Annotated in this window: 19 protein-coding genes and 1 tRNA gene; 8 read left to right on the top strand and 12 right to left on the bottom strand. The window is 63.6% G+C overall.

What is annotated here, in order from left to right; all coding sequences use genetic code 11:
• Positions 1-63: 63 nt before the first annotated feature.
• Positions 64-1,071, bottom strand: a complete 1,008-nt coding sequence (locus tag AC1DYC_RS19515; protein ID WP_477409109.1) for an iron ABC transporter substrate-binding protein — start codon at positions 1,069-1,071, stop codon at positions 64-66.
• A gap of 203 nt (positions 1,072-1,274) precedes the next feature.
• On the opposite strand from AC1DYC_RS19515, the gene AC1DYC_RS19510 reads away from it, so the two are divergent.
• The 3 genes from AC1DYC_RS19510 to AC1DYC_RS19500 all read left to right on the top strand — a co-directional run bounded on the left by AC1DYC_RS19510 (position 1,275) and on the right by AC1DYC_RS19500 (position 4,608).
• Positions 1,275-1,811: a sigma-70 family RNA polymerase sigma factor gene (locus tag AC1DYC_RS19510; protein WP_112562252.1), complete on the top strand. Its 537-nt coding sequence runs from the start codon at positions 1,275-1,277 to the stop codon at positions 1,809-1,811.
• Position 1,812: 1 nt separating this feature from the next.
• Entirely contained in the window at positions 1,813-2,451 is a 639-nt protein-coding gene (locus tag AC1DYC_RS19505) for an NrsF family protein (protein ID WP_477409107.1), read from the top strand.
• A gap of 165 nt (positions 2,452-2,616) precedes the next feature.
• The gene (locus AC1DYC_RS19500) at positions 2,617-4,608 is read left to right on the top strand and encodes a PAS domain S-box protein (RefSeq protein ID WP_477409105.1); all 1,992 of its coding nucleotides are present in this window, start codon (positions 2,617-2,619) and stop codon (positions 4,606-4,608) included.
• A gap of 29 nt (positions 4,609-4,637) precedes the next feature.
• Here AC1DYC_RS19500 and AC1DYC_RS19495 read toward each other — a convergent pair whose 3' ends face one another.
• The 7 genes from AC1DYC_RS19495 to AC1DYC_RS19465 form a co-directional block, all read right to left on the bottom strand.
• A complete protein-coding gene (locus AC1DYC_RS19495) occupies positions 4,638-5,516 on the bottom strand; it encodes a 3-hydroxybutyryl-CoA dehydrogenase (RefSeq protein WP_477305633.1) in 879 nt (292 codons plus the stop codon).
• Between the two features lie 120 nt (positions 5,517-5,636).
• On the bottom strand, positions 5,637-6,566 hold the full coding sequence (locus tag AC1DYC_RS19490; RefSeq protein WP_477409103.1) for an electron transfer flavoprotein subunit alpha/FixB family protein: 930 nt from the start codon (positions 6,564-6,566) through the stop codon (positions 5,637-5,639).
• 23 nt (positions 6,567-6,589) lie between these two features.
• Positions 6,590-7,339 carry an electron transfer flavoprotein subunit beta/FixA family protein gene (locus AC1DYC_RS19485; protein ID WP_477305629.1) on the bottom strand — a complete coding sequence of 250 codons (750 nt, stop codon included), beginning with the start codon at positions 7,337-7,339 and terminating at the stop codon, positions 6,590-6,592.
• A 216-nt stretch (positions 7,340-7,555) separates the two neighbouring features.
• On the bottom strand, positions 7,556-8,356 hold the full coding sequence (locus tag AC1DYC_RS19480) for a rhomboid family intramembrane serine protease (protein WP_477409101.1): 801 nt from the start codon (positions 8,354-8,356) through the stop codon (positions 7,556-7,558).
• Positions 8,357-8,387: 31 nt separating this feature from the next.
• The gene (locus AC1DYC_RS19475; protein WP_477409099.1) at positions 8,388-8,969 is read right to left on the bottom strand and encodes a cob(I)yrinic acid a,c-diamide adenosyltransferase; all 582 of its coding nucleotides are present in this window, start codon (positions 8,967-8,969) and stop codon (positions 8,388-8,390) included.
• 19 nt (positions 8,970-8,988) lie between these two features.
• On the bottom strand, positions 8,989-9,180 hold the full coding sequence (locus AC1DYC_RS19470; protein ID WP_112562259.1) for a twin transmembrane helix small protein: 192 nt from the start codon (positions 9,178-9,180) through the stop codon (positions 8,989-8,991).
• Positions 9,181-9,203: 23 nt separating this feature from the next.
• Positions 9,204-10,070, bottom strand: a complete 867-nt coding sequence (locus tag AC1DYC_RS19465; RefSeq protein ID WP_477409097.1) for an SDR family oxidoreductase — start codon at positions 10,068-10,070, stop codon at positions 9,204-9,206.
• Between the two features lie 60 nt (positions 10,071-10,130).
• Between AC1DYC_RS19465 and AC1DYC_RS19460 the strand changes: the two genes are divergently transcribed.
• Complete coding sequence (locus tag AC1DYC_RS19460) at positions 10,131-10,982, top strand: YihY/virulence factor BrkB family protein (RefSeq protein ID WP_477305619.1); 852 nt, start codon at positions 10,131-10,133, stop codon at positions 10,980-10,982.
• Between the two features lie 95 nt (positions 10,983-11,077).
• Here the strand turns inward: AC1DYC_RS19460 and AC1DYC_RS19455 are convergent, their stop codons facing one another.
• Complete coding sequence (locus AC1DYC_RS19455) at positions 11,078-11,953, bottom strand: DMT family transporter (protein ID WP_477409096.1); 876 nt, start codon at positions 11,951-11,953, stop codon at positions 11,078-11,080.
• A 224-nt stretch (positions 11,954-12,177) separates the two neighbouring features.
• On the opposite strand from AC1DYC_RS19455, the gene AC1DYC_RS19450 reads away from it, so the two are divergent.
• Positions 12,178-12,465 (top strand): hypothetical protein, encoded by a 288-nt coding sequence (locus tag AC1DYC_RS19450; protein WP_112562263.1) that lies wholly within the window; start codon positions 12,178-12,180, stop codon positions 12,463-12,465.
• On the opposite strand, the gene gluQRS is transcribed toward AC1DYC_RS19450, so the two are convergent.
• Positions 12,466-13,341, bottom strand: a complete 876-nt coding sequence (gene gluQRS / locus AC1DYC_RS19445; RefSeq protein ID WP_477409094.1) for a tRNA glutamyl-Q(34) synthetase GluQRS — start codon at positions 13,339-13,341, stop codon at positions 12,466-12,468.
• A gap of 75 nt (positions 13,342-13,416) precedes the next feature.
• Between gluQRS and AC1DYC_RS19440 the strand changes: the two genes are divergently transcribed.
• Both AC1DYC_RS19440 and AC1DYC_RS19435 read left to right on the top strand, forming a co-directional pair.
• Positions 13,417-14,058: a DNA-3-methyladenine glycosylase family protein gene (locus AC1DYC_RS19440; protein ID WP_477409092.1), complete on the top strand. Its 642-nt coding sequence runs from the start codon at positions 13,417-13,419 to the stop codon at positions 14,056-14,058.
• Positions 14,059-14,186: 128 nt separating this feature from the next.
• Positions 14,187-14,744, top strand: a complete 558-nt coding sequence (locus tag AC1DYC_RS19435; protein WP_008874122.1) for an HNH endonuclease — start codon at positions 14,187-14,189, stop codon at positions 14,742-14,744.
• A 295-nt stretch (positions 14,745-15,039) separates the two neighbouring features.
• On the opposite strand, the gene AC1DYC_RS19430 is transcribed toward AC1DYC_RS19435, so the two are convergent.
• Complete coding sequence (locus AC1DYC_RS19430; RefSeq protein WP_477409090.1) at positions 15,040-15,558, bottom strand: disulfide bond formation protein B; 519 nt, start codon at positions 15,556-15,558, stop codon at positions 15,040-15,042.
• Between the two features lie 62 nt (positions 15,559-15,620).
• The gene (locus tag AC1DYC_RS19425) at positions 15,621-16,205 is read right to left on the bottom strand and encodes a YqaA family protein (RefSeq protein WP_477409088.1); all 585 of its coding nucleotides are present in this window, start codon (positions 16,203-16,205) and stop codon (positions 15,621-15,623) included.
• 205 nt (positions 16,206-16,410) lie between these two features.
• Between AC1DYC_RS19425 and AC1DYC_RS19420 the strand changes: the two genes are divergently transcribed.
• Positions 16,411-16,495 (top strand) — tRNA-Leu (locus tag AC1DYC_RS19420).
• Positions 16,496-16,668: the final 173 nt, after the last annotated feature.

The raw sequence follows: 16,668 nt of genomic DNA, 5'->3' as shown, positions 1-16,668 counted from the left end.
CAGAGCGCTCCTGCGGAAAACCTCGCAGGAGCGCAAACGTTGCCCTTTTAGGACGTACGCGGACTAAAGCAAGCCGGCTGCCGTCATCAGATCGGTCACCTTCTTGGAGTTCAGTGTCGCCGGATCGACCTTCGGCGCTTGCAGGTCGACCAGCGGGACCAGCTTGGGGTTGGACTCAGCGCCCTTGCCGACCGCGTATTCGAAGGACGTGCCGGTCTTCAGCACGTCCTGGCCGCCCTTGCCGGTCACCCATTTCAGGAACGCCTGGGCTTCCTTCGGATGCTTGCTCGAGGCCAGAACGCCGCCGCCGGAAATCGAGACGAAAGCGCCGGGATCCTGGTTCTTGAAATAGTGCAGCGCGACGTTCTTGCTGTTTTCGCCGGTCTTGGCCTGATCGCCGAAATAGTAATAGTGGTAGATGACGCCGCCTTCGAGCTCGCCGGCATTGACCGCTTTCATCACCGTGCCGTTGCCCTTGTAGGCGGTGAAATTCTCCTTCATCGCCTTCAGCCAGTCGGCGGTGGCGGCTTCGCCCTTGAGCTCAAGCAGCGCGCTGACGATGGCCTGGAAATCGGCGCCGGAGGGCGAGGCGGCCCAGCGGCCTTTCCAGCTCGGATCGGCGAGATCGAGCATCGATTTGGGCAGCTGGTCGGCGGCGAGCTTGGTCTTGTTGTAGGCGAAGACGGTGCTGCGTGCCGCAACGCCCACCCATTTGCCGCTGCTCGGCTGGAATTCGGCCGGCACCTGGGCCACCGTCTCGGCGTCGACCGGAGCGAAAAGGCCCGCCGCTTCGACCAGGGTCATGGCCGGAGAGTTTTCTGTCAGGAACACGTCGGCCGGCGAAGAAGCACCCTCGGCGACGATCTGGTTGGAGAAATCGCTGTCGCCGCCATTGCGCAACGTGACCTTGATGCCGGTTTCCTTGGTGAAACCTGCGACCCATTCCTTGGCCAGGCTCTCATGCTGGGCATTGTAGACGATGATGCCGGCATCCTTGGCCATTGCCGGACCGGCGATCATGCCGATTGCCAGCGCGGTGGCGCCGACCAGGGTGGAAAGGGTGTATTTCATGGCGTCATCCTCAATCTCGGCGGTTCTGGTTTGCAAGGCTGCACCTATCAATACCTGAATACCATAGTCAACATTGGCGAGCTGCTTCAATCCGTCGCCCGGCCGCAAACTTTCGTGATTTTGCGGCACTTTGGCTTGGACATTATTTCGTTGGCCACGTAACAAATCAGCGCCGAGGCGCGAAGATCGGGGAGTGAACTCTTGTGAGCGGCAAGGATGAGGCCGAGCTTTCCCGGCTGATGCGGGCCGCGATTGCGGGAGATGAAAGGGCCTACGCCGACTTTCTGCACCGGATCGCCGCGCTGGTTCGCGGCTTCGTCAGGCGCAAGATCGTACAGGGCGGGGTCGACCCCGAGGATGTCGTGCAGGAAACCTTGCTGGCCATTCATGTGAAACGGCATACCTGGCGCCAGGATGCGCCGGTGTTGCCGTGGATCTATGCGATTGCCCGCTTCAAGCTGATCGATGCCTTCCGGCGGCGCGGACGGCGCATCGAAATCGAGATCGACGAGATCGCCGAGACCTTTGCCGAGCCGGAAACCGAGACCGTCAGCGAACGCGACATCAACCGGGCACTGGACGGCTTGCCGCCGGCGCAGCGTTCCGTGGTCTCTGCCATATCGGTTGACGGTCGCTCGATCGGGGAGACGGCGGCCAAGCTCGGCGTCAGCGAGACGGCGGTCAGGGTATCGCTGCATCGCGGGCTTGCCGCGATCGCCAAACGGTTCGGGCGGCAGTGACATGAGAACCGAAGATCTCATCAGGGCACTCGACGCCGATACACGCAGCAAGGCGATGCCGCTGCGCTCGGCCTGGTGGATGGCTGCGGCAGCAGCGGTGGTGATCGCAGCGGTGGTGTTCTTTCTCACCATCGGCCCACGCCCCGACATTATGATCGCCATGCACACGATGCGGTTCCTGGCGAAATTCGTCTTCACCCTCGTGCTTGCCATCACCGCCTTCGGCCTGATCCGGGCACTGTCGACGCCGGGCGCTTCGACGGCGAGAGCCGCGGCCTGGATGCTTGCGGCGCCGCTGCTGGTGGCCGTGGCCGTGGCTCTTGAACTGTTTATGGTGCCGGAGCCGATGTGGAGCACGCGCATGGTCGGCTCCAACATGATGATCTGCATGGGCTTCATCCCACTGATCGGCATCGGGCCGCTTGCCGTCTTCCTGTGGATGCTGCGCTATGGCGCGCCGACGCGTCCGGTGCTTGCCGGCGCGGTCGCGGGCCTGCTCGCCGGCGGGCTGGCGGCGACCTTCTATGCCGCGCACTGCTTCGACGATTCGCCGCTGTTCGTCGCCACCTGGTATACGCTCGCAATCGCCGTCCTTGCCGGGCTCGGTGCGCTCGGCGGACGGTTCTTCGTGCGCTGGTAACCGGCCCGCCTGAGATAGCCTGCAATAATCACCGATCCTTAATCATGCCGGCAATTGTTTGCGGGTGAACCGTGTTGCCGGTGGCTCCGGCGCAACCTTTCCTTAAAATCGATCATCCAGTGTTTTTTGCAGAAATGTGTTGCGCACGGGGTGGCATGCACAGTGATGCGATGGAAACGCAAAAGCCTGCGGGCTGACAGTCACGTGGCGTTGGTGCTCGCCGCCGGCGGGTTTTGCGCCGCCGTCGTGGCGATCCTGCTGTCGCGGCTCGACGTCAGCGCCGAAGTGCTGAAACTCTGTCTGCTGATATCGGTGCCGGTCGCCACCGTGGCACTGATGCTCGCCGCCTTCTTCATTTACCGAATACTGGACGATCGTCGGCAAATCGCCGAGAGCGAACAACGCTTTCGCCGCGCCATGGAAGATTCGGCGATCGGCATCGCCATTGTCGGCCTCGATGGCCGCATCCAGGAAACCAATCCGGCCTTCGCCGCCATGCTCGGCTACAGCAAGGCAGAGATCGAGGCGCTGACCTTCTTCCAGATCACCCATCCCGACGATGTGCAGATCGGCCGCGAAACGATGGACGGCATGCGGGCGGGCACCGTCAACGCCTTCCACTTCGAAAAGCGCTACCTCAAGAAGGACGGCACGCCGGTGTGGGCCCATCTTGCCGGTTCCGTCATTCGCGACGAGAAGAGCGGCCGCCCGCTCTACCTCGTCTCGCAGATCGAGGACATCGACGCACGCAAACAATCCGAGGCGCGCATAGCCGAAGCCGAAACGCGCTGGAACTTTGCCCTGGCCAGCGCCGGTCAAGGCGTCTGGGATCTCGACATGCGCAAGGGCGGCACAACCTATTCCGCCACCTGGGTGAAGATGCTGGGCTATGACGAGGGCGAACTCGACGGCGATCCCGACCGCTGGCTGACGATGATCCACCCCGACGATCGCGAAAACGTGGCCGAAGCCGACAGCGCGCATCTTGAGGGCAGGACGCCGTTTTTCGAGGCCGAATTCAGGATGCGCCACAAGGACGGCCACTGGGTCTGGATCCTCGATCGCGGCAAGACGCTCGAACGCGACAGGGAGGGCCGGCTGATCAGGGCCATCGGCAGCCTGACCGACATCACCCAGCGCAAGCAGGCCGAGGAAAGCCTGATCGCATCGGCGGCGGCGCTGGCGGACGAGAAAGAGCGGCTGAGGGTGACGCTGCAGTCGATCGGCGACGCCGTCATCTGCACCGATGCCGCCAATCGCATCACCTTCATGAACCCGATCGCCGAAAAGCTGACCGGTGTTGCAGGCAGCGAGGCGCTCGGCAAGACGCTTGGCCATGTCTACTGGGCGGTGGATGAGGAGACCGGGCAAAGGATCGGCATGACGCGGCCGGCGCTCGGCGGCGCCAGCCCGGCCGACCAGAACAGCCGCGCGGTGCTGATCCGCCGCGACGACACGCGCTGCAGCATCCGCCAGGTGGTGTCGCCGATCATGAACGAGCGCCAGGAGTTCGGCGGCCTAGTCATCGTCTTTCAGGATTTCACCGATGCGCGCGCCTTGCAGCGCCAGCTCGCCTACGCCGCCGCGCATGATGCGCTGACCGGCCTTGCCAACCGCTCAAGCTTCATCCGCACCATGGAAGAGCTGGTCGACCGGAACCGCAAGGCCGGCGCGGCAAAGCCGGCGGGCGGTACGACTGGGTCGACCGGCGAGCATCATTTCATGTTCATCGACCTCGACCATTTCAAGCTGGTCAACGACACTGGCGGCCATGCCGCGGGAGATGCCCTTCTGAAGCGGGTTGCCGAGGCTATTCGCGGCGCGCTTGGGCCGGGGGATGTCGTCGCCCGGCTCGGTGGCGATGAATTCGCGGTCATCCTGAAATCCGGCTCGAACGCCGGCGCCAGGGTTGCCGCGCGCTCGATCATCGACGCCATCCGCGGCCTGCAGTTCACCTGGGACGGCCGGCCGCATGCGATCGACGCCAGCATCGGGGTAGCGCCGATCCGCAGCGGCGAAGTCGACGAGATCATCGCCCGGGCCGATGCTGCCTGCTATGCGGCCAAGGCCGCCGGCCGCGGCTGCGTTTCCGTGGCGCCTGACGACAGCGGGTCAAAAGGCCAGGCTGAGCCGCCGCCGCTTGCGGCGGCGTCCTGAGGGCGGAACAGACCTAGCGTTCTGATGGGTCAGCGCGTCGGGACCGGATGCTCGCCGCGATAGTCGTAGAAGCCGCGCCCGGTCTTGCGTCCGAGCCAGCCGGCCTCGACATATTTCACCAGCAGCGGGCAGGGCCGGTATTTCGAATCCGACAGGCCGTCATGCAGCACCTGCATGATCGACAGGCAGGTGTCGAGGCCGATGAAATCGGCGAGCTGCAAAGGCCCCATCGGATGGTTGGCGCCGAGCTTCATGGCGGTGTCGATGGCGTCGACCGAACCGACGCCCTCGTAGAGCGTATAGATCGCCTCGTTGATCATCGGCAGCAGGATGCGGTTGACGATGAAGGCGGGGAAATCTTCAGAGACGGTGATCGTCTTGTCGAGCTGCTTCACATAGGCCTTGGCCGCCTCGAAGGTCTGATCTTCCGTGGCGATTCCGCGCACCAGTTCGACCAGCTTCATCACCGGCACAGGGTTCATGAAATGAATGCCGATGAAGCGCTCGGGACGGTCGGTCTGCGCGGCCAGCCGGGTAATCGAGATTGACGACGTGTTGGTCGCCAGGATGGCTTCCGGGTTGAGCTGGGGGCAGAGCTGCGCGTAGATCTTGCGCTTGACCGTCTCGTCCTCGGTCGCCGCTTCGATCACCAGATCCGCACCGGCGAGATCGGCCATGGCGGGAGCCGCCGATATGCGTGCCATCGCATCGTTGCGCAGCTTTTCGTCAAGCTTGCCGGAGCCGACCTGGCGGGCCATGTTGCCGCTGACGGTGGCAATGCCCTTCTCGATACGGTCGGGCGAGACGTCGTAGATCAGCACCTTGAAGCCCGAAAGCGCCGACACATGCGCGATGCCGCCGCCCATCTGGCCGGCGCCAATAATGCCGATCGTCTCGATCTTGGCCATTTGCAGCGATCCCGTCGAAAAGGCCTTTGCGGCCTGCTTTTTGTGCAGTGCAAACTAAAAGGGTGGGGCAGCTTCGTCTACCCCACCCTTTCACAATTTAATACGCTTTGGCAGATAGCGTCAAAGCGCCTTTTGCAGCTCCGGCAGGATGACGAACAGGTCGCCGACCAGGCCGTAATCGGCAACCTGGAAGATCGGCGCCTCTTCGTCCTTGTTGATGGCGACGATGACCTTTGAATCCTTCATGCCGGCAAGGTGCTGGATGGCGCCGGAAATGCCGACGGCGATGTAGAGGTCAGGAGCGACGACCTTACCAGTCTGGCCGACCTGCCAGTCGTTCGGCGCATAGCCGGCATCGACTGCAGCTCGGCTTGCGCCGACGGCGGCACCGAGCTTGTCGGCGACCGGCAGGATGACTTCCTGGAACTTCTCCGCCGAACCCAGCGCGCGGCCGCCCGAGATGATGATCTTGGCCGAGGTCAGCTCCGGACGATCGGTCTCAGACAGCTTGTTCTCGACGAAGGTGGACAGGCCGGGGTTCGCCGCCGCGTTGACGGTCTCGACCGCGGCCGAACCGCCTTCGGGCGCCGCCTGGAACGAGGCCGTGCGCACGGTGATCACCTTCTTGGCGTCGCTCGACTGCACCGTCTGGATGGCGTTGCCGGCATAGATCGGACGCTTGAAGGTGTCGGGCGAAACCACTTCGATGATTTCCGACACCTGCGCGACATCGAGCAGGGCCGCCACGCGCGGTGCGACGTTCTTGCCCGACGAGGTCGCCGGCGCAATGATGGTGTCGTAGGCGCCGGCCAGCGAGACAACGAGGGCCGCTGTCGGCTCAGCAAGGCGTTCGGCCAGTTCGTCGGCTTCGGCGAGCAGTACCTTGGTGACACCCTTCAGCTTGGCGGCGGCATCGGCAGCGCCCTTGGCGCCCTTGCCGGCAACCAGCACATGCACGTCCGAACCGATCTGCAGGGCCGCCGAAAGCGCCTTGGCGGTCTGGTCGGAAAGGGTTGCGTTGTCGTGTTCTGCGATGAGGAGAATGGTCATTTTTCTGTTCCTTTCCCGATCGCTTACAACACGCCGGCTTCGTTCTTGAGCTTGTCGACCAGTTCGGCGACGCTCTTGACCTTGACGCCCGCCTTGCGGCCGCTGGGCTCCTCGGTCTTGATCACCTTCAGGCGCGGCTTGACGTCGGCGCCGTAATCCGCCGGGCTCTTTTCGTCGAGCGGCTTCTTCTTGGCCTTCATGATGTTGGGCAGCGAGGCGTAGCGCGGCTGGTTGAGGCGCAGATCGGCGGTGATGATCGCCGGCATCTTCAACTCCACCGTCTGCAGGCCGCCATCGACTTCGCGCGTCACCTTGGCCTTGTCGCCTTCGAGCACGACCTTGGAGGCGAAGGTGCCCTGTGCCCAGCCGAGCAAAGCGGCCAGCATCTGGCCGGTCTGGTTCGAGTCGTCGTCGATCGCCTGCTTGCCGAGGATGACGAGGCCGGGCTGTTCCGCGTCGACGACGCCCTTCAGCACCTTGGCGACGCCCAGAGGCTCCGTCTGTTCGTCGGTCTTGACCAGGATGGCGCGGTCGGCGCCCATGGCGAGCGCGGTGCGCAAGGTTTCCTGCGCCTGCTGCGGGCCGATCGACACGACGATGATCTCTTCGGCCTTGCCGGCTTCCTTCAGCCGCAGCGCCTCTTCCACCGCGATCTCATCGAACGGGTTCATCGCCATCTTGACGTTGGCGAGTTCGACCGCCGAACCATCAGCCTTCACGCGAACCTTGACGTTCGCATCCACAACCCGCTTCACGGGCACAAGGATCTTCATTTGCCTGTCACCTCTCCTGAGATATTCGGGCGCGCTATAGCAGCGTGCGCCACTGCAGAGTTGTCGAAAGCCGACATTCCTGACTGAATTCCGGCCAAACGGAATTCTGGCCGGACGGAATTCCTGTCTTCTGCCGCCTAACGGTGGCGTCCTCCGTAGTTGTGGCAACGCAACACGTCAATATGCCAAGGCAGCGGCCAAACCACTCAAATCGGTTCAGTTCTGACCGGAAGCGCCACCCCGGCCCCAGCGCGTCTCCGGTTGCGTGGGTGCGGGATCGGCTGGCGCCGGAGCGGTGGATACGGCGGGCTGATCGGCGGGTTCCGGCTCGCCGTCGTCGCCGGCAAGCAGCGGCACGCCGCGGCTGCGCATAATGAGCACCAGCACGCCGCCGGCAATGATGCCGCCGATGTGGCAGGCCCAGGAAATCTGGTTTTCGCCGCCGGCGGCAAACATCACCACCTGGAAGCCGATCCACAGGATCAGCGGGATGAAGGCCGGGATGCGCAGGGGAATACGGGCGAAGACCAGCACCCATACCTTCACCCGGGGGTAGAGGACCAGATAGGCGGCGACGACGCCGGCGATGGCGCCGGAGGCGCCGATCAGCGGCGTTTCAGAACTCCAGGCGACGAGTCCCTGGAAGAAGGCGCCGGCGATGGCGCACAGCAGGTAGAAGATGAGGTAGCGGATGTGGCCGAGCGCGTCCTCGACATTGTCGCCAAACACCCACAGGAACAGCATGTTGCCGCCGAGATGGAAGATATCGGCATGCAGGAAGGCATAGGTGATGTAGCTCAGGCTCTCCGGAATGACGACGAACTGGGGCGAGAGCTCGGCCGTGTCGTGGACGACCGAAGGAATGAAGCCGAGGCCGAGCACAGCGGCGTTGTTGAAATTTTCGCCGCCGATCGTGGTGATGAGAAAAACCATCGCGTTGGCCGCGATCAGGCCGATCGTCACATATTGCAGCCTTATGTGGCGCAGCCTGTTGGTGTCGTAAAGCGGGATGAACATGCCCCGGTCCCTCGTCCGCTTTCGAGCAAATTCAGCGGTTCTTGCCGGGCACCCATAACACGTCGGCATTTCCGTTGTCATTGACCGCACGGGCGGCGACGAACAGAAAGTCGGAGACGCGGTTGATGTATTTCAGGCCCTCGCGGTTGACGTGCTCGGCCGGGTCCTGGGCCAGCGCCACCATGATCCGCTCGGCCCGCCGCGCCACGGTGCGGGCAAGATGCAGGGCGGCTGCGGCCGGTGTGCCGCCATTGAGGACGAAGGATTTGAGCGGCTGCAGGTCCTTGTTGAGAAGGTCGATGTCCTTTTCGACGCGGTCGGTCTGCGAAGCGATGATGCGCAGCGGCTCATAGCCGAGCGGCTTGCCGTCGTCGGGAACGGCGAGATCGGCGCCGAGATCGAACAGGTCGTTCTGGATGCGGGACAGCATGGCGTCGATCGCGGGATGGCTTGCCGCGGTGTGCAGGCGGGCGATGCCGATGCAGGCGTTGGCTTCGTCGACCGTGCCATAGGCATCGACGCGCAGGTCGGATTTCAGCCGGCGTTCGCCGGTGCCGAGGCCGGTGGTGCCGTCGTCGCCCGTTCGGGTGTAGATCTTGTTGAGCTTGACCACGTCGCCTCCCGAACGGCCGTCACTTGCGGGTGAAATACACCACCAGCAGGATCAGCGCCAAGGCCACGGCCTGCAATAGCACACGGGCCTGCATCAGCTTGTTGGAGGTGACGCCGTCGCCGCCGCGCATCATGTTGATGAGGCCGCGGACCAGCACGATCAAGACCGCGGCCATGGCCACAACGGCGAGGATTTTGAAGACGGTGACCATCTGGCGGCTCCAGTTCGTTTCGCTCAGGCGCGCCTGGCAAGCACGCGATAGAGCATCGATGCCGGCAGGATGCGCTTGAGCATGACGCCGATCTTAGCCGGCACTGTTACCACATAGTGCGGGCGTGGGCGCCGCGACAGAAGTGCATGGCGCAACGCCGCATAGACCACCTCCGGCCCCTTTTTCAGCCGCGAAGAGCTGCCGCCGGTCCGAAGCCGCGCCAGTTGCGCCGCATAGGCGACATGGTGGACGGAGTTCTCGTGGTCGATGTTCTTCAGGAACCAGAACAGCCCGTTGCTGGCGATCTTCGACGTCACCGGCCCCGGCTCGATCAGCGAGACGTGGACGCCGCTGCCGCTAAGTTCCTGCTGCATGCACAGCATCAGGCCCTCAAGCGCGTGCTTGGAGGCGGCATAGGCGCCGCGAAAGCGCACCGGCGCCAGCCCGAGGATCGAGGAGCAATGGACGAGGCGGCCGTGTCCCTGGCGGCGCATCACCGGCACAATGCGTTGTGTGAGGTCGTGCCAGCCGAAGAAATTTGCCTCGAACTGCTCCCGCAATGCGGCAACCGGCAGGTCTTCGACCGCACCCGGCTGTGCATGGGCGCCGTTGTTGAACAAGGCGTCGAGGCGGCCGCCTGTTCGTTCCAGCACCGATGCCGCAAGGGCGGCGATGGAGTCCGGCTCGCGATAGTCGAGGTAAAACGCCTCGATGCCGTCGGCCTCGAGTGCGGCGATGTCTTCGGGCTTGCGCGCCGTCGCGAACACGCGCCAGCCATCCGCCTTCAGCGCGCGGGCGCAATAGGCGCCTATTCCGGACGAGGCGCCGGTGACGATGATGGTGCGCAACTCGTTCGCCGGCGGGATCGTGGTTTGAGGAAGGGTTGCCATTTGCCACAATCCCTTCCCATATTCGCGGCGTCGAGACAATCGAAGGGAACGCGGCTCTTGATGCGGAATATCGTCGTGCTGCGCCGCGTGCTCTATGACGCGCTTGGCCATTTCAACACCGACGACGGCTGGGCGATGGCCAGCCATCTGGCGATCACCTCGCTGATGGCGCTGTTTCCGTTCCTGATCTTTGCCACCACGCTGGCGAGTTTCCTCGGCGCGCAGGCGTTCGCCGATACCGCCGTGCACCTGGTCTTCGACACATGGCCGGAGCAAATCGCCAAGCCGATCGCACGCGAAGTGCTCAACGTGCTGACCGTTCGGCGCACCGATCTTTTGACCTATGGCGTGCTGCTTGCCGCCTATTTCGCCTCCAACGGCATCGAGGCGCTGCGCACCTCGCTCAACCGCGCCTACCGCGTCGCCGAGACGCGCGGCATCATCTATCGCCGGGTGCAGAGCATCATCTTCGTGCTGATCGCCACGGCCGGCTTCCTGGCGATCAGCGTGCTTCTGGTGTTCGCGCCGCTGCTCGCGCGGCTCGCCGAAGCCCATATCGAAGGGATCAAGCCCTATATGGGCACGATCACGCTGTGGCGGTTCGTCATCGCCTCGACGGTCATTGTCGGTGGACTGTTTGCCGTGCATTTCTGGCTGCCGGCGGGCAAGCGCCGCTTGGTCTCGATCGTACCGGGCATCCTGTTCACGCTTGCCGCATGGCTTATCGGTTCAACCGTCTTTGCCACCTATCTCGATCACTTCTCGTCCTATGTCACGACCTATGCCGGGCTGGCCTCGATCATGATCGCGGTGGTCTTCCTGTACATGTTGTCGGCAATCTTCATCCTTGGCGGCGAACTCAACGCCGCGATCAGCCGCTATCTCGAAGCACGCGCCCGGGTCGGTAGCTAAGGCATTTTTTGAGCATGATCCTTGGACAAAACGGTTCCCGTTTGTCTGAGAAAACCGGTACCCACTTTTTGCTCCGCTGACCTTCGGTTCAGGGGTCATGCTTTGGCCGGCCGGGCCGTGGCCAGCCCAACCCCCAGTGTCGCGATCGCCATGCCGACAATCTGCATGAGGTTGAGCTGTTCGCCGAACAGCGCCCAGGCAATCACAGCGGTGACCGCCGGCACCAGGTAGAACAGCGACGCGACTTTGGACATCTCGCCGTCGCGGATCATCACCATCAACAGGAAGATGGCGCCGATCGACAGCACCAGCACCAGCCAGGCCATGGCAAAGATCAGCTCGCCATTGATGACCACCGTGTGGGTCTCAAGGGCGAGCGACGCCAGGATCATCAGCGCACCGCCACCGACATATTGCCACATCGTCGCCGCAACCAGGTCGCCGCCCGACGCATAGCGTTTCTGCCAGATGGTGCCGGCACTCATGCCCAGCACCGAGACGAGCGACGCCGTCAGCGTCTCCGGCGTAACACCACCGCCGAGCGCGCCGAGCTTCGGCCACAGCACGATGACGACGCCTATCAGGCCAACGGCGAGGCCGGCCCAGTGGCGTGGCAGGATGGCCTCGCCGAGGAACTTGCCGGCAAGCACCGCGGTGATCAGCGGCTGCAAGCCGACGATCAGCGCCGAAAGCCCGGCCGGCATGCCCCTGTGGATCGCCCAGAACACTGCGCCGAGATACACGCCATGCATGAGGATACCAGCGACAGTGGCGTGAAGCGCTTCGGCCCTTGTGGCTCGCTTGGAGCCAAGCACGAGCATTAGGCCGGCGAGCAGCAAGGCGGCGATGACAAACCGCACCGCCAGGAAGGTGAAGGGCTCCGCCCATGGCATGGCATAACGCGCACCGATGAAGCCGGTCGCCCACAGGACGACGAAGGAGGCGGGGATGAACCGCTTGAGACTGTGCATTTTTGGGGGAAGCCGTTCGTGTCCGGTGAGGGGGGCCGATTGGGTGAAGAGTCAACTACGGCAATTGCTCTAATGCGGTTCAATCCGGCAAGCAAAGCGAAACAATTGGTACATAAGCTTGCAGGAATGTAAGGGACGGCCGAATTCAAAGGGCGGCGTCAGGGCAATCGGCTCCTGTCGATCGACCCGGCGACACGGCGTTTCGGCCTCGACAGGGAGCGCGCATGCTGCTGCATCTCGACACAAGCTGGCTGTTGATGACGGTTGCGAGCGTGGCCGTGTTCGGCTTCTTCTTCGGCTCAGCGCTCGACGCCATCATGCAAGAGGACGGTTTTGGTTCGACCGGCAACACGCTGCTGTTCACGCTCGGCTTTTTCGTCGCAATCATGGTCGCGAACGAACATGGCATCGTCCTTAGAGATCTGAAGCTTGCGGTTGCCTGGGGACTGGGCGGCGCCTTCGCGTTTATCGCCGCGTTGGCGCTGCTCAAGGCGGGGCTGGCACGGCTATAGCTAGAGTCCGACCAGCCGCCGGACACCGTCCGGCGAAGCGCCGGCCTGCCTGAGCGCGGCAAGGCCGGTATCGCCAAAGCTCTTCGACAATTTGCGTCCATCTGGTCCAAGAACGAGGCGGTGGTGGAAGTACTGCGGCTGCGAGAGGCCGAGCAACTCCTGCAGCAGGCGCTGGATGCTCGTCGCGGAATAGAGATCCTGGCCGCGTACCACATGGCTGACGCCTTGCAGCGCGTCGTCGACGACGACGGCCAGGTGATAGCTGGTCGGGATGTCGCGGCGCGCCAGGATGACGTCGCCCCAGTCCTGCGGACGGGCGTCGACAATTCGCGTCGCTGACAGCGTCTCGTCGGTGAATTCGCGCCAGGACAGATCCGTGCCGACGCGCGCCAGCGCTGCATCGACGTCGAGGCGCCAGGCGAAGGGCGCATTGCCAGCGATCCGGCGGTTGCGTTCGCTGATCGGCAGCGCCTTGTCGGCGGCGGGATAGAGCGGCACGCCGTCCGGGTCGCGCGGCCAGTCGCGGCCACGCTTTTCGCTGTCGGCGATGAAGGCCCTGATCTCGCCGCGGCTCATGAAGGCGGGGTAGATGAGTTCTTCGACGATCAGCCGGTTGAGCACGGCCTGATAGTCGGCGAAATGCCCGGCCTGGCGGCGCACCGGCCGTTCCCAGTCAAGACCCAGCCATTCGAGGTCGCGAAAAATGCCTGCCTCGAATTCCGGCGTGCAGCGCGTCGTGTCGATGTCCTCGATGCGCAGCAGCAGGCGGCCGCCGGCAGCCTTTGCCAGCTTTTGGTTGAGCAGCGCCGAATAGGCATGGCCGAGATGCAGTTCGCCATTCGGGCTTGGCGCGAAGCGGAATGTCAGGAGCGTCATCTCTGAGGCGGCAATCCGGTTGTGCAGCGGTTTTGCCAATTGCTACTTTGCTGCTCATTGGCGGACAAGGATACCATGCAACGCATCGCGACATTGGACGACATTGCGCGGGGGCTGGATGCGGTTTGCACCATCGATCCGCGCCTGGAAAAAGTGCGCGGGATGGCCGGCGAGGTGCCGTTGCGGTTGTCGGAGCCCGGCTTCAGGAGCCTCGTCTCGATCATCGTCTCGCAGCAAGTCTCCCGAGCCAGCGCCGATGCCATTTTCGGCCGGCTGGTGAAACTGGTCGATCCGCTGACGCCGCAGGCCATCCTTGCTTCCGGCGAGGAGATGTTTCGCGAGGCGGGGCTGTCGCGGCCGAAGCAGCGCGGCCTGATCGCGGTTGCCCAGGCCGTGGTCGACGGGCTCGACCTGCACCACCTCTGTTCGCTCGATGCCGAGGAGGCGATTGCGGCGATGACAGCGGTGCCGGGCATCGGCCCGTGGACGGCGGAAGTCTATCTTCTGTTCGCCGCCGGCCACCCCGATATTTTTCCCGCGCGCGACGTCGCGCTGCAGAGCGCGGTCGGCCATGCGCTGGGCATCGAGCCGCGTCCGCCGGAGAAAACACTCATCGCCTTGGCCGAATCATGGAGCCCGTGGCGAGGTGTCGCATCGCGGCTTTTCTGGTCCTATTATCGCGAAATCAGGGGCCGGGACGCCGCCCCGCCCGCCTGAAACCGCAAAAAAGCATGAAAATCCTGCATTTTTGCCGCTTTTGACGAGCGACAATCCGCTTCACATCCCTGTCATGTCGGGCTTACAGTATCCGCGCCGATCGGTTCTAGAACGAGGAGGTCAACAAGGTGACGGTTGCCGTATCTCCGGATGGGCTTCCTGCGCTGGTGCTGAATGCGGATTATCGTCCGCTCAGCTATTACCCCTTGTCGCTCTGGTCCTGGCAGGACGCCATCAAGGCGGTGTTCCTCGACCGGGTCAACATCGTCGCCGAATACGAGCATGCGGTGTCTTCGCCGACCTTCTCGATGAAGCTGCCCAGCGTCGTCAGCCTGAAGGCCTATGTGAAGCCGTCCAGGCATCCGGCGTTCACCCGCTTCAACGTCTTCCTGCGCGACCGCTTCCAGTGCCAGTATTGCGGCACGCCCGAGGATCTGACCTTCGACCACGTCATCCCGCGCCATCGCGGCGGGGCGACGACATGGGAAAATGTCGTTGCCGCCTGTTCGCCTTGCAATCTGAGGAAGGGCGGCATGATGCCGGCGCACGCCAAGATGTGGCCGCTGCAGAAGCCCTATCAGCCGACCGTGCACGACCTGCACAACAATGGCCGGCTGTTCCCGCCCAACCATCTGCATGAAAGCTGGATGGATTATCTTTACTGGGATGTCGAACTGGAGCCCTGAGATCGTTCGAGAATTCGGGAGGCTGGCCGCCTGAAGCGACCAGCTCGGCCGCGCTCACTTATCAGCGGCTTCGCGTTTAAGGACCGGCTTCCCCCACTCCGTCGCTGCTTCGCAGCGCCACCTCTCCCCCCTCCGGAGGGAGAGGAAGGGAGCCCGCTGGAGGAGCGCTGGCTGCAATAGGCTCGCGCCCTTTCCTCTACCCCGTCGATCGGGGGAGAGGTGGCTCGGCGAAGCCGAGACGGAGTGGGGGTCGACCTTGCTCGAACTTTGCGTCACGCTGCTCGATCGAATTAGCTTAATCGCGGGCCATTGCGCCGCGGAAGGCGACCGCGGCGAGGATGAAGCTGGCGATGGCGTTCCAGCCGGCCAGCGACAGGCCGAGGATGCGAAGGGCTGCCTTGTCGCAGGACGGAGGCACGAATTTGTCGAGCGCGTCGAGCACGCCCTTGCCGCCGGTGTCGACCGGGCCGGCGCCGGCGGTGCAGTCGGCCGGACCTTGCCACCAAGCCCATTCGACGCCCGAGTGATAGACGCCGAGATAAAGCCCGTAGAGCATCAGCAGGCCGCCAATGGCAAGCAGACCGCGCGTCAGCCAGGCCGGCGCGCTGAGCATCGAGGCTATCACCGCCAAAAGCATAAGCGGCGCGCCGATGTAGTAGGGGGTGCGCTGCTCCAGGCAGAGATGGCAAGGGATGTAGCCGCCAATGTGCTGGAAGGCGAGCGCGGAGCCGACCGTAGCCGCCATGGCGACCGCGAGAAACAAGGCGGTGCGCGTCCGCTGGCGTCCGGTGTCGGCTGTCATCGTAGCTGTCATGTTTCGTCCGTTGAATTCGCCGTCCGCCGGCATAGTCCTGAACCACCGCCCGCCTTGGGCGGTCAGAACGCGTATTTGACCACGATATAGAGCAAAATCAGGGCGGTGGCGCCGGCGCCAACGATCAATCCCAAACGCTTCTCGATGAATTCCTTGATCTCCTCGCCATAGCGGCGCAGCAGCCAGGCAAGAAGCAGGAATCGAGCGCCGCGCGCCAGGATGGCCGAGACGATGAAGACAAAAAGATTGACGTGAAGCGCCCCGGCCAGAATGGTGACCACCTTCATCGGCGGCAGGTGGGCAGCACCGGACGTGACGAGCAGCACCAGCATCAGCCCAGTGCCGGACGACTGCCACCTCTCGAACGTGTCGAGGCCGCCGAAGTGCTCCAGCATCGGCCGCGCTATCGTGTCGTAGGCATAGTATCCGATGAGCCAGCCGGCAATGCCGCCCAGCACCGACGCAACAGTGGCGGTCAGCGCGTAGCGATAGGCGCGTTCGGGCCGCGCCAACACCATGGGCAGATACAAGACGTCGGCAGGTATGAAAAACACCGAGCTTTCGACGAAGGCGATGAAGGCCAGCCACCATTCGGCGGATTTGCGTGCCGCAAGCGACAAGGTCCAGTCGTAAAGTCCGCGAAGCATCGGCTCTCCTAATGCATGTCGCCCAGACGCAACGCGCTTTGATACGGGCCTGTCTAGAAAGATTTTCCGCGCCGCACAATGGCAGGAGCTTCAGGAAACCGAAAGGCGGGCTTTTGCCGCAAGCAGGGCGGGGCGGCGCATTTGGCCAGTTGACGAACAGGCCTCCAACCGTATAGTCCGCGCCCATCCAGGCCCTGCGGCCTGAGCCCCTATGGCGGAATTGGTAGACGCGCTCGACTCAAAATCGAGTTCCGCAAGGAGTGCTGGTTCGATTCCGGCTAGGGGCACCAATTCTCTCCTGGAATTTCCAGTGTTGGCACCCACTATAAGGCGTCGAGCCTGTGCCTTGGCCGACAGGGCGAAGGCATCAGTCATCAGATTGACCAGTCCGGCTTAGCCCACTTGCCGACCTCATCACCCTCCAAGCGCAAGCGTCTGGGGTGATGCCCGATACAAAAGCACA

The sequence above is a fragment of the Mesorhizobium sp. P2_E7 genome, assembly GCF_056403855.1.
This window is presented reverse-complemented; position numbering and strand designations above follow the sequence as displayed.

Excerpts from the sequence above, each read along its gene's own strand:
- AC1DYC_RS19515 (WP_477409109.1), bottom strand. The coding sequence starts at position 1,071 with ATGAAATACACCCTTTCCACCCTGGTCGGCGCCACCGCGCTGGCAATC.
- AC1DYC_RS19505 (WP_477409107.1), top strand. The coding sequence starts at position 1,813 with ATGAGAACCGAAGATCTCATCAGGGCACTCGACGCCGATACACGCAGC.
- AC1DYC_RS19500 (WP_477409105.1), top strand. The coding sequence starts at position 2,617 with ATGCGATGGAAACGCAAAAGCCTGCGGGCTGACAGTCACGTGGCGTTG.
- AC1DYC_RS19495 (WP_477305633.1), bottom strand. The coding sequence starts at position 5,516 with ATGGCCAAGATCGAGACGATCGGCATTATTGGCGCCGGCCAGATGGGC.
- AC1DYC_RS19490 (WP_477409103.1), bottom strand. The coding sequence starts at position 6,566 with ATGACCATTCTCCTCATCGCAGAACACGACAACGCAACCCTTTCCGAC.
- AC1DYC_RS19485 (WP_477305629.1), bottom strand. The coding sequence starts at position 7,339 with ATGAAGATCCTTGTGCCCGTGAAGCGGGTTGTGGATGCGAACGTCAAG.
- AC1DYC_RS19480 (WP_477409101.1), bottom strand. The coding sequence starts at position 8,356 with ATGTTCATCCCGCTTTACGACACCAACAGGCTGCGCCACATAAGGCTG.
- AC1DYC_RS19470 (WP_112562259.1), bottom strand. The coding sequence starts at position 9,180 with ATGGTCACCGTCTTCAAAATCCTCGCCGTTGTGGCCATGGCCGCGGTC.
- AC1DYC_RS19465 (WP_477409097.1), bottom strand. The coding sequence starts at position 10,070 with ATGGCAACCCTTCCTCAAACCACGATCCCGCCGGCGAACGAGTTGCGC.
- AC1DYC_RS19460 (WP_477305619.1), top strand. The coding sequence starts at position 10,131 with ATGCGGAATATCGTCGTGCTGCGCCGCGTGCTCTATGACGCGCTTGGC.
- AC1DYC_RS19455 (WP_477409096.1), bottom strand. The coding sequence starts at position 11,953 with ATGCACAGTCTCAAGCGGTTCATCCCCGCCTCCTTCGTCGTCCTGTGG.
- AC1DYC_RS19450 (WP_112562263.1), top strand. The coding sequence starts at position 12,178 with ATGCTGCTGCATCTCGACACAAGCTGGCTGTTGATGACGGTTGCGAGC.
- gluQRS (WP_477409094.1), bottom strand. The coding sequence starts at position 13,341 with ATGACGCTCCTGACATTCCGCTTCGCGCCAAGCCCGAATGGCGAACTG.
- AC1DYC_RS19440 (WP_477409092.1), top strand. The coding sequence starts at position 13,417 with ATGCAACGCATCGCGACATTGGACGACATTGCGCGGGGGCTGGATGCG.
- AC1DYC_RS19430 (WP_477409090.1), bottom strand. The coding sequence starts at position 15,558 with ATGACAGCTACGATGACAGCCGACACCGGACGCCAGCGGACGCGCACC.
- AC1DYC_RS19425 (WP_477409088.1), bottom strand. The coding sequence starts at position 16,205 with ATGCTTCGCGGACTTTACGACTGGACCTTGTCGCTTGCGGCACGCAAA.